The 10,886-nt window shown below is 62.0% G+C and carries 7 protein-coding genes; 4 read left to right on the top strand and 3 right to left on the bottom strand.

Features of this window, described 5'->3' with window-relative positions; translation table 11 throughout:
• Together JWQ61_RS08285 and JWQ61_RS08280 are read left to right on the top strand one after the other, a co-directional pair.
• A partial coding sequence (locus JWQ61_RS08285; RefSeq protein ID WP_304360106.1) for an ACT domain-containing protein occupies window positions 1–1,587 on the top strand: 1,587 nt, incomplete at its 5' end.
• Between the two features lie 32 nt (window positions 1,588–1,619).
• Window positions 1,620–2,366: a pseudouridine synthase gene (locus tag JWQ61_RS08280; RefSeq protein ID WP_041741424.1), complete on the top strand. Its 747-nt coding sequence runs from the start codon at window positions 1,620–1,622 to the stop codon at window positions 2,364–2,366.
• Window positions 2,367–2,396: 30 nt separating this feature from the next.
• Here JWQ61_RS08280 and JWQ61_RS08275 read toward each other — a convergent pair whose 3' ends face one another.
• Both JWQ61_RS08275 and JWQ61_RS08270 read right to left on the bottom strand, forming a co-directional pair.
• Complete coding sequence (locus tag JWQ61_RS08275) at window positions 2,397–2,867, bottom strand: DUF1854 domain-containing protein (RefSeq protein ID WP_304360105.1); 471 nt, start codon at window positions 2,865–2,867, stop codon at window positions 2,397–2,399.
• Entirely contained in the window at window positions 2,864–5,176 is a 2,313-nt protein-coding gene (locus tag JWQ61_RS08270; protein WP_304360104.1) for an ABC transporter ATP-binding protein, read from the bottom strand. Before JWQ61_RS08270 ends, JWQ61_RS08275 begins: the two co-directional genes overlap by 4 nt.
• A 292-nt stretch (window positions 5,177–5,468) precedes the next feature.
• On the opposite strand from JWQ61_RS08270, the gene cphA (JWQ61_RS08265) reads away from it, so the two are divergent.
• Together cphA (JWQ61_RS08265) and cphA (JWQ61_RS08260) are read left to right on the top strand one after the other, a co-directional pair.
• Window positions 5,469–7,625 (top strand): cyanophycin synthetase, encoded by a 2,157-nt coding sequence (gene cphA, locus JWQ61_RS08265; protein WP_304360103.1) that lies wholly within the window; start codon window positions 5,469–5,471, stop codon window positions 7,623–7,625.
• 65 nt (window positions 7,626–7,690) lie between these two features.
• A complete protein-coding gene (cphA, locus tag JWQ61_RS08260) occupies window positions 7,691–10,261 on the top strand; it encodes a cyanophycin synthetase (RefSeq protein WP_304360102.1) in 2,571 nt (856 codons plus the stop codon).
• Window positions 10,262–10,302: 41 nt separating this feature from the next.
• Here the strand turns inward: cphA (JWQ61_RS08260) and JWQ61_RS08255 are convergent.
• Window positions 10,303–10,886, bottom strand: a 584-nt coding sequence (locus JWQ61_RS08255; protein WP_304360101.1) for an MFS transporter, incomplete at its 5' end; no start/stop codon positions are given.

Raw genomic sequence — 10,886 nt, 5'->3', positions numbered from 1 at the left:
CATCTGAACCGCCTGATCGACATCGCCCACGACGACCTGTTCAAGACCACGCCGTCGGCCATGCTGGAGCTGTTCCTGCTGCTGGCCCAGCACAGCGAACTGAAGGACATGACCGCGCGCACCCGGCGCGCCTTGTGGCACGCCCGCGTCAAGATCGACAACAGCTTCCGCCGCGATCCGCACAACCGCTCGCTGTTCATCCAGATCATCCAGGCGCCGCAAGGAATCACCCATGCGCTGCGCGGCATGAACCAGACCAGCATCCTGGGCCGCTACCTGCCGAACTTCCGGCGCATCGTCGGCCAGATGCAGCACGACCTGTTCCATGTCTATACCGTGGACCAGCACATCCTGATGGTAGTGCGCAATGTGCGCCGCTTCACGATGAGCGAACATGCGCATGAATATCCGTTCTGCAGCCAGCTGATCGCCAATTTCCCCCGTTCCTGGCTGCTGTATGTCGCCGCCTTGTTCCACGACATCGCCAAGGGCCGTGGCGGCGACCATTCCAAGCTGGGCATGACCGACGCCCTGCACTTCTGCCAGCAGCACGGCTTGCCGCCGGCGGATACGGCGCTGGTGGTGTTCCTAGTCGAGCATCACCTGACCATGTCGCAAGTGGCGCAAAAACAGGACTTGTCAGATCCCGAAGTGATCCTCAATTTTGCCAATACAGTCAAGGACGAACGGCACCTGACCGCACTTTACCTGCTGACCGTGGCCGACATACGCGGCACCAGTCCCAAGGTGTGGAATGCCTGGAAAGGCAAGTTGCTGGAAGACTTGTACCGCATGACTTTGCGCGTGCTGGGCGGTGAAACGCCGTCGGCTGACCGCGAGCTGAAAAACCGCCAGGAAGAGGCGTTGAAAACCCTGCGCCTGTACGGCCTGGCGGAAGACGCCCACGAAACCCTGTGGCGCCAGCTCGACGTCGCCTATTTCCTGCGCCACGACTCGTCCGACATCGCCTGGCAAACCCGCTCCTTCTACAACCAGACCGACAGCGCCAGCCCGATCGTCAAATGCCGCCTGGCGCCGATCGGCGAAGGCTTGCAGGTCGCGGTCTACACCAAGGACCGGAACGACCTGTTCATTCGCATCTGCAGCTATTTCGACAGCAAGAATTTCAGCATCCTGGACGCCAAGATCCAGACTACCCGGCACGGCTACGCGCTCGATTCTTTCCTGATCAGCGCACCGCTGTTCGCCAAGCACTATCGCGACATCATCAACCTGATCGAACATGAACTGACGCTGCTGCTGCAAACCGACAGCCCACTGCCGGCGCCGTCCAAGGGACGCTTGTCGCGCCTGTCGCGCACCTTCCCGGTGACGCCGACGGTCGACCTGCGCCCCGACGAGCGCGGCCAGTACTACCTGCTGTCAATCACCGCCAACGACCGCACCGGGCTGCTGTTTTCTGTCGCCAGCGTGCTGGCCAAGCACAAGATCAATCTGCACACCGCCAAGATCATGACGCTCGGCGAACGGGTCGAAGACGTGTTCCTGGTCGACGGCAATGCGCTCAACCATGCGCGCCTGCAGATCCAGCTTGAAACCGACCTGCTGGATGCGCTGCATATCTGATCCATTTTTATCTCTCTTATTTTTTGCACCTCATGACCGAACCATTACGCCTTTCCAAACGCATGTCAGAACTCGGGTTATGCTCGCGCCGCGAAGCCGATGAGTGGATCGCCCGCGGCTGGGTCCGGGTCGACGGCGTCGTAGTATCGGAACTCGGCAGCAAAGTCCTGCCCAGCCAGCGCATCAGCGTCGAGCGCCAGGCCGCGGCCGAACAGTCGAAACGCGTCACCATCCTGATCAACAAGCCGGTCGGCTACGTCAGCGGCCAGGCCGAAGACGGCTACCAGCCGGCGGTGGCGCTGATCAAGGAAGCCAACCGTTGGAGCGAAGACCGCTCGCCGACCCTGTTCCATCCGACCCAGCTGCGCAGCTTGGTGCCCGCCGGCCGCCTCGACATCGATTCAGTCGGGCTGCTGGTGCTGACCCAGGACGGCCGCATCGCCAAGCATCTGATCGGCGAAGAAACCAGCGTCGATAAGGAATACCTGGTGCGGGTGCGCTACACCAAGGGCGACAAGCTGCCCGACGCCGAACTGCGCCGCCTCAACCACGGCCTGACGCTGGACGGCAAGAAGCTCAAGCCGGCGATCGTCAAATGGCAGAACGATGACCAGCTGAGTTTTACTTTGCGCGAAGGCAAAAAGCGCCAGATCCGCCGCATGTGCGATATGGTCGGGCTCAAGGTGCTGGGATTGAAACGGGTGCGGATTGGCGGTGTGAAGCTGGGGAATTTGCCGGAAGGGCAATGGCGTTACCTGGGCGCGGACGAGCAATTCTAAGGGATAGCGGCCCACCAGGGCCGCTATCGATTACAAGAAACGATCCAGTATCTTGCGGCTTCCCTTGTCCAGCGCCTGGGTGTCGCGGATCAGGAACTGCACACCATGGCTGTCGGCGATCAGCAGGCTGGTCGCCACGATACGCCGGATATCTTCCTCACCCTTGAGCGTGAAAGAAGCATCGCCGCGATTGGTTTCCACGTACCAGGTGCTCGGTGCGGTGAAACTGGAAACCCGCTGGATGCGGCGGATTTCCGGCATGAATTCACGGCTCGCCAGTTCTTTTTCAACCATGGCCCGGGTGGCATCGGGCAAATCGCTCAGGCGTGAAATCCAGGCCAGCTCCTGGCCATCGCCGTTCACCAGTGAAATGCCGTCGTCCGGCGCGCCGATAGGAAAGGCGCGCACCGGCACCACACCTTCATGCACCTCGCCGGCGGCGGCGGTATACACCAGGCGGCCGAAGGCGTTGTAACTGAGTTTGAAATCATGGATGGTCATGCGGCCCTCTCGTCACTGTCTTCGCTATCTTCATCGACCAGGGTCGGCTCGGTATCGGCATTGCGCAGCTGCGCCTGGTAGAGGCGGTAGTAAGCGCCCTCGCGCAGCATCAGTTCGTCATGGCTGCCGACTTCGACAATCTGGCCGCGGTCCAGCACGACCAGCCGGTCCGCCTTGCGCAAGGTCGACAAGCGGTGGGCGATCGCAATCGTGGTGCGGCCTTGCACAAGGTTATCCAGCGCTTTCTGGATTTCTTTTTCGGTAGTAGTGTCGACCGAAGAGGTAGCTTCGTCCATGATCAGGATGCGCGGATCGATCAGCAAGGCGCGTGCGATCGAAATGCGCTGGCGCTCGCCGCCGGACAGCGCCTGGCCGCGTTCGCCGACCAGCGAATCGTAGCCTTGCGGCAGGCGCAGGATGAATTCATGGGCATGCGCGGCGCGCGCGGCGGCGACGATTTCTTCGCGGGTAGCTTCCGGTTTGCCGTAGCAGATATTCTCCGCAATGGTGCCGAAGAACAGGAACGGCTCTTGCAGCACCAGGCCGATGTTGCGGCGGTATTCCGAGATCGGCATGGAGCGGATATCGACGCCGTCGATCCGTATCGCGCCTTCCGATACGTCGTAGAAACGGCAGATCAGGTTGACCAGCGTGCTCTTGCCGGAGCCGCTATGGCCCACCAGGCCGATCATCTCGCCCGGCGCAATGGTCAGGTTGACGTCGCGCATCACCGCCCGGTTGCCGTAGCGGAAACCGATGTTGCGCAGCTCGATGGCCCCTTTCACATGCTCCAGGTGCACCGGGTTGGCCGGTTCCGGCACGCTCGATACGTGATCCAGGATTTCGAAAATGCGCTTGGCGCCGACCGCGGCTTTTTGCGTCACCGAAACGATCCGGCTCATCGAATCGAGACGGGTATAGAAGCGGCTGATATAAGCCAGGAACGAGGCCAGCACACCGACCGTGATTTCGTTTTTCGAAACCTGCCAGATGCCGAACACCCAGACCACCAGCAGCCCGATTTCAGTCAGCAAGGTGACCGTCGGCGAAAACAGCGACCAGATCTTGTTGACGCGATCGTTGACCAGCAGGTTGTGCTGGTTGGCGTCGCGGAAACGCGTGGCTTCGCGCTTTTCCTGGGCAAACGCCTTGACCACGCGGATCCCCGGGATGGTGTCGGCGAGGACGTTGGTCACTTCGGCCCAGATGCGGTCGATCTTTTCAAAACCGTGCTTCAGCCGGTCGCGCACCAGGTGGATCATCCAGGCGATGAACGGCAGCGGCACCAGCGTCACCAGCGCCAGCCAGGGATTGATGGAGAACAGGATCACCGCGGTCATGACGATCATCAGCACGTCGATCGCGAAATCCAGCAGATGCAAGGACAGGAATACGCAGATGCGGTCGCTTTCGGAACCGATGCGGGCCATCAGGTCGCCGGTGCGCTTGCCGCCGAAATACTCCTGCGACAGGCGCAGCAAGTGTTCATAAGTGGTGGTGCGCAGGTTGGCGCCGATACGCTCGCTGACCAGCGCCAGGATATAGGTGCGGGCCCAGCCCAGGCTCCAGGCCACCAGCGCCGACGCCAGCAGGCCGGACAGGTAGAGCTTGACCAGGTCGTGGTTGATCGGCTTGCCGTTCTGATAAGGAATCAGCACGTTATCCATCAAGGGGCCCATCAGGTAAGGCGGCACCAGGGTGGCGGCGGTCGAGATCAGCATCAGGATGAAACCCAGCAGCAGCATGCCCTTGTACGGCGTGGCAAAACGCGCCAGCCGGAACAGAGCCCAGGTCGAGGACGGCGCTTCGCCTTTTTCCGGGCAGATCAGGCATTCGTCGCTGCCGGGCGGCAGCGGCGCCTGGCACTGTGGGCAAAGCGCTTGCTCTTGGCGTGCGGCGGAACGCCCGGCCAGGTAATCGTCGCGCTGCTGCTCGAAAACCTTGATCAGGCGCAGCGCTTCCAGGTTGAGGCCGAGCGTGTAGCGCCAGCAGGCCAGCTGCCGCTGCTCATCGGACAGTTCCAGGCTGCCGACACCGGCATGGTCGTGGTGGCTCAGGCTCAGACCCGGTCGGTAAGCCCATTCGCGCCAGCTGCTGTCCTGTTCCATCTTGGCCAGCACGCGGCGATTGGTGAGCAATACCGTGCCGCGCGCAAAATGCAGCGAAGCGTTAAGATCGACCTGCAGCGACGCCAATACCTCTTCGGCCGGGGCCAGCAGTGTTGTCACTTCGGCACGTAAATCGGCGGGCAGGATATGGGATAAATAATTACCGGAGGTAGGCACAGGGGATAAGGGGTTGCTTTTCATCTAAACGGCATGGTGTGTCCGCATGCATGCACGGATCGGATTGAATTTTGTGTGAAATCGCCTCAAATGGCGCACATCGTCTGCCGCAAGTATTATATCCTATCGTGTTTTTCGGAAACGTTACATTTCGTTACCACAACCCTATCATTTTGCTATTTTAAGTGAGCTTCTGTAAACCAATGCGCGCATCAGCGCGTTAAGGATGGTTACAGGGTGTTGAACCAACATAAGAAAAAAACAAGAGAATTTTCAGCACCAACGCAGCCCCATTGCATAGCCTCATTGCTCACTCATGAAAAACATTGAAATTCTCCGCATCATGTCGCTACGCGGACCAAACATCTGGACGTACCGGTCAACGCTTGAGGCGTGGATCGACATTGGCGAACTGGAAGATTTCCCTTCGAATACCTTGCCCGGCTTCAACCAGCGCCTGACCAGCTGGCTGCCTACCCTGATCGAGCACCGCTGCAGCTACGGCGAACGCGGCGGTTTTGTCCAGCGCCTGCAAGACGGCACCTGGCCCGGCCACATCCTCGAACACGTCACCCTGGAACTGCAAAACCTGGCCGGCATGCCCGGCGGCTTTGGCAAGGCGCGCAGCACTTCAGTGCGCGGCGTCTACAAGGTCGCCGTGCGCGCACGCCACGAACAGGTCACCCGCGCCGCCCTGCACGCTGCACGCGACCTGGTCATGGCAGCGATTGAAGACAAGCCGTTCGACGTCCCCGCCACCATCACCGAACTGCGCAGCATGGTGGATTCGCGCTGCCTGGGCCCAAGCACGGCCTGCATCGTGGAAGCCGCAGAGGAACGGCGCATCCCGTCATTCCGCCTGACCGAAGGCAACCTGGTGCAGCTCGGCCACGGCATCCGCCAGCGCCGCATCTGGACCGCGGAAACCGACCAGACCAGCGCCATCGCCGAAAGCATCTCCAGCGACAAGGACCTGACCAAGAGCCTGCTGCAAGCCTGCGGCGTACCGGTGCCGGAAGGACAACTGGTGGAAAGCGCGGCAGAAGCCTGGGAAGCGGCGGAAGACATCGGCTTGCCGGTGGTGGTCAAGCCTTCCGATGCGAACCATGGCCGCGGCGTCTTCATCGACCTCAATACCCAGGCCGAAATCGAAACCGCCTACACCCTGGCGCTGCAAGAAGGCAGCAGCGTGATCGTCGAGCGTTTCATCCGCGGCAACGAACACCGGCTGCTGATCGTCGGCGGCCGCCTGGCGGCAGCTGCGCGCGGCGAACCGCTGTCCATCAGCGGCGACGGCAAGTCGACCATCCGCCAGCTGATCGACAGCCAGATCAATTCCGACCCGCGCCGCGGCGAACTGGAAGAATGTCCGCTCAGCCTGGTGCTGCTGGATGACGAACCGGTGGTGCGGGTAGAGCTGGAACGGCAAGGCTTCAACGGCGAATCGATCCCGCCGGCAGACAAACAAGTATTAATCCAACGCAACGGCAACGTTTCCATCGACGTCACCGACCTGGTCCACCCCAGCGTCGCCGCCGCGGCCTCGCTCGCCGCGCGCGTGGTGGGCCTGGATATCGCCGGCGTCGACCTGGTGGCTGAAGATATTTCCCGGCCGCTGGAAGAACAGCGCGGCGCGATTGTCGAAGTCAATGCCGGCCCCGGCCTGCTGATGCACCTGAAACCGGCCGAAGGCAGGCCGCGCCCGGTTGGCCGGGCCATCATCGAACACTTGTTTGCCGCTGCCAACAATGGCCGCATCCCTATCGTCGGCGTCACCGGCACCCATGGTAAAACCACGGTCTCGCGCCTGATTGCCTGGCAGCTGCACCTGAGCGGCAACCATGTCGGCCTGGCTTGCGGCGACGGCCTGTATTTCGCCCAGCGGCAAGTCGAAAAAGGCGACCGCGCCAATTGGGAATCGGCGCAACGGGTGCTGATCAACCGTGCGGTCGAAGCGGCGGTGTTCGAGAACAGCCACGACACCATCCTGTCGGAAGGCCTGGTCTACGACCGCTGCCAGGTCGGCGTCGTCACCAATATCGCCGCCGGCGACAGTTCACCGCAGTACTACATCAGCGATGCCGAGGAAATGGTCAAGGTCACCCGCACCCAGGTCGATGTCGTGCTGCCTAGCGGCGTCGCCGTACTGAATGCCGCCGATCCGCTGGTAGCAGGCATGGCGTCGCTGTGCGACGGCGAAGTGATCTTCTTTGGTCTCTCCCCTACCCTGCCGGTGATCGCCGAACAGCTGGAGCAAGACAAGCGTGCGGTGTTTGTCCGCAACGACCAGATCATGCTGGCGGTCGGCAAGAATGAAATGCTGCTGGCCGACATCACCACCGTGCCGCTGATTGCCCGCAGCAAGGACCGCTTCCAGGTGGAAAACGTGCTGGCGGCAGTGGCTGCGGCATGGGCGCTGGACATCTCTCACGATCTGATCCGTGCAGGGATAGAAACCTTCGAAATGGCTTAAAAAGCTAAGCAGGACGGCTGCTGCCGATCCTGCTTTTTTATTAGTAATAATAGGAAAACCTGTTGATGGACGTATCACGTATCCGAGTACTTCGCGGCCCCAATCTGTGGAGTCGACATACCGCTATCGAAGCCATTGTGTCTTGTCCCGATGCCGAGCGCGCCATTGCAGGCATCGCCGGTTTCGAAGCCAGGCTGCGTGAACGCTTTCCAAAAATCGGCTTTTTGCAGCCCGGCAGCAAGAACGAAGTGGTGTCGATGGCCCACGCGCTGGAGATAGCAGCGCTCGGACTGCAGTCGGAATCCGGTTGCCCGGTCACCTTCAGCCGCACGGTGCCGACGCTGGAAGGCGGCGTCTACCAGGTGATCGTCGAATATACCGAAGAAGAAGTCGGCCGGCTGGCGTTCCAGCTGGCGCAGCAACTGTGCCAGGCAGCGCTGGACGACCAGCCGTTCGACCTGGCCGGCGCACTGGCCAGCTTGCAGGAACTGGATGAAGACGTCCGCCTCGGGCCCAGCACCGGCTCCATCGTGCAGGCAGCAGTCATGCGCGGGATTCCATTCCGGCGCCTGACCAGCGGCAGCATGGTGCAGTTCGGCTGGGGCAGCCGCCAGCGCCGCATCCAGGCCGCCGAAACCAATCACACCAGCGCCATCGCGGAATCGATCGCGCAGGACAAGGACCTGACCAAGAAACTGCTGAACGCCGCCGGTGTCCCGGTGCCTATGGGCCGGGTGGTGTCCAGCGCGGAAGAAGCCTGGGCCGCGACCCAGGAAATCGCCGGCCCGGTGGTGCTCAAGCCGCGCGACGGCAACCAGGGCAAGGGCGTGGCGGTCAACATCACCGCCCGTGAGCAAGTCATGGCTGCGTTCGAAGTGGCGGCCAAGATCTGCTCGGAAGTAATCGTCGAACGCTACCTGCCAGGCCACGATTTCCGCCTGCTGGTGGTCGGCAACCAGCTGATCGCCGCCGCCCGCCGCGATCCGCCCCAAGTCATCGGCGACGGCGTGCGCACCATCAGCCAGCTGGTAGACCAGGTCAACAGCGACCCGCTGCGCGGCGACGGCCATGCCACTTCGCTGACCAAGATCCGCTTTGACGCAATCGCCCTGGCTACCCTGGCGAAACAGAATTACGCCGCGGATTCGATTCCGCAGCAAGGCGTGCGCGTAGTCTTGCGCAACAACGCCAACCTGAGCACCGGCGGCACCGCGACCGATGTCACCGAAGATGTCCATCCGGAGCTGGCGGCGCGCGCCGTGGCTGCGGCGCAAATGGTGGGACTCGATATCTGCGGCGTCGACGTGGTCTGCAACAACGTCCACCAGCCGCTGGAAGAGCAGGAAGGCGGCGTGGTCGAAGTCAACGCCGCGCCTGGCTTGCGCATGCATATCAGCCCTTCCTACGGCAAGGGCCGTGCGGTCGGCGCTGCCATCATGTCGACCATGTTCGCCAGCGGCGACAACGGCCGCATTCCGCTGGTAGCGGTGGCCGGCACCAACGGCAAGACCACTACCGTGCGCCTGATCGCCCATCTGCTGGGGCGCAAGGGACTGCGCGTCGGCATGACCAATTCCGACGGCGTCTACATTGAACAGCAACGCATCGATACCGGCGACTGCAGCGGTCCGCGTAGCGCCCGCAATGTCCTGATGCATCCTGACGTCGACGCCGCCGTGTTTGAAACCGCGCGCGGCGGCATCTTGCGCGAGGGCCTCGGCTTCGATCGCTGCGATGTCGCCGTGGTCACCAACATCGGCATGGGCGACCACCTCGGCCTGAGCTATATCAGCACGGTGGAAGACCTGAGCGTGGTAAAACGCGTGATCGTCGAAAACGTCGCGCCTGGGGGCCATGCCGTCCTGAATGCGGCCGACCCCATGGTCGCCAGCATGGCCAAATCCTGCACCGGCTCGGTCACCTTTTTTGCCCACGATTTCCATCACCCGCTGATGACCACCCATCGTGCGCAAGGCCATCGCGTGGTGTACCAGGACGGCAACGCCATCGTCGCCGCCAAGGGCAAGCAGGAACATCGGATTTTGCTGCAAGACATCCCGCTGACGCGTAACGGCGCCATCGGCTTCCAGATCGAAAACGCCATGGCGTCGATTGCCGCCGCCTGGGCGCTGGACCTGGACTGGGACGTGATCCGCGCCGGCCTCAGCACCTTCATCAACGATGCCGCTACCGCACCAGGCCGCTTCAATGTATTCGACTACCGCGGCGCGACCCTGATCGCCGACTACGGCCACAATCCGGATGCGATCCAGGCGCTGGTGAAAGCCATCGACAGCATGCCGGCCAAACGCCGCTCGGTCGTCATCAGCGGCGCCGGTGACCGGCGCGATATCGATATCCGCCACCAGACCGAAATCCTGGGCGATGCGTTCGACCAGGTGATCCTGTACCAGGACCAGTGCCAGCGCGGCCGCGCCGATGGCGAGGTGCTCGGCCTGTTGCGCGAAGGTTTGCAAAACGCCCGCCGCACCACGTCGACCGAAGAAATCAACGGCGAATTCGTCGCCATCGATACGGCATTGTCGCACCTGGCGCCGGGAGATCTTTGCCTAATCCTGGTCGACCAGGTGGAAGAAGCGCTGGCGCATATCGCCAAGCGTATTGCCGAAGTCTGATTGGAAGCTGCTATCGGATACGAAGGTATCCGATAGCACTGTTATGCCGGCTTATGCCCGGTCAATGCAGAGCCGGCATTCAAAGGCAAGCGCCGGGTGACCGGAATCGAGGCCATCGAAAACAGGCCGATGACAATGAAGGCCGGCCAGAAATCCCCCGCCACGATGGTCGAGTGCCCTTGCAAACGGCTCGACAGATGCACCGCCAGGCCGCCGATGGTCACTCCCAACCCCAAGGAAATCTGCTGCACCACGCTGGCCAGGCTGGTAGCCCGGCTGACGTCGGCGCTATCGAGGTCGGCGTAAGCCATCGTATTAAGGCAGGTGAATTGCATGGAAGGGAAAAAACCGCCCAGCAGCACCACCGCCATCATCACCAGGTAAGGCGTAGTCGGCGTGAACAGGCCGTATGAAGCCAGCGCCAGTCCGGCCAGCACCGCATTCCAGATCAGCACTGAACGGAAGCCGTAACGGCGCAGGACCGAGGTGCCGATGGCTTTCATGAAAATCGCGCCGAAGGCCGAGGCGCAAGTGATGGTGCCGGCGTGGAAGGCGTTCATGCCAAACCCTACCTGCAGCGCCAGCGGCAGCAGGAACGGCACCGCGCCCAGCCCGATGCGGAACA

The organism is Collimonas fungivorans, assembly GCF_028292705.1.
Lineage (GTDB): Bacteria > Pseudomonadota > Gammaproteobacteria > Burkholderiales > Burkholderiaceae_D > Collimonas > Collimonas fungivorans_B.
The sequence above is the reverse complement of the archived record's forward strand: the minus strand, read 5'-3'. Positions and strand labels throughout refer to the sequence as shown.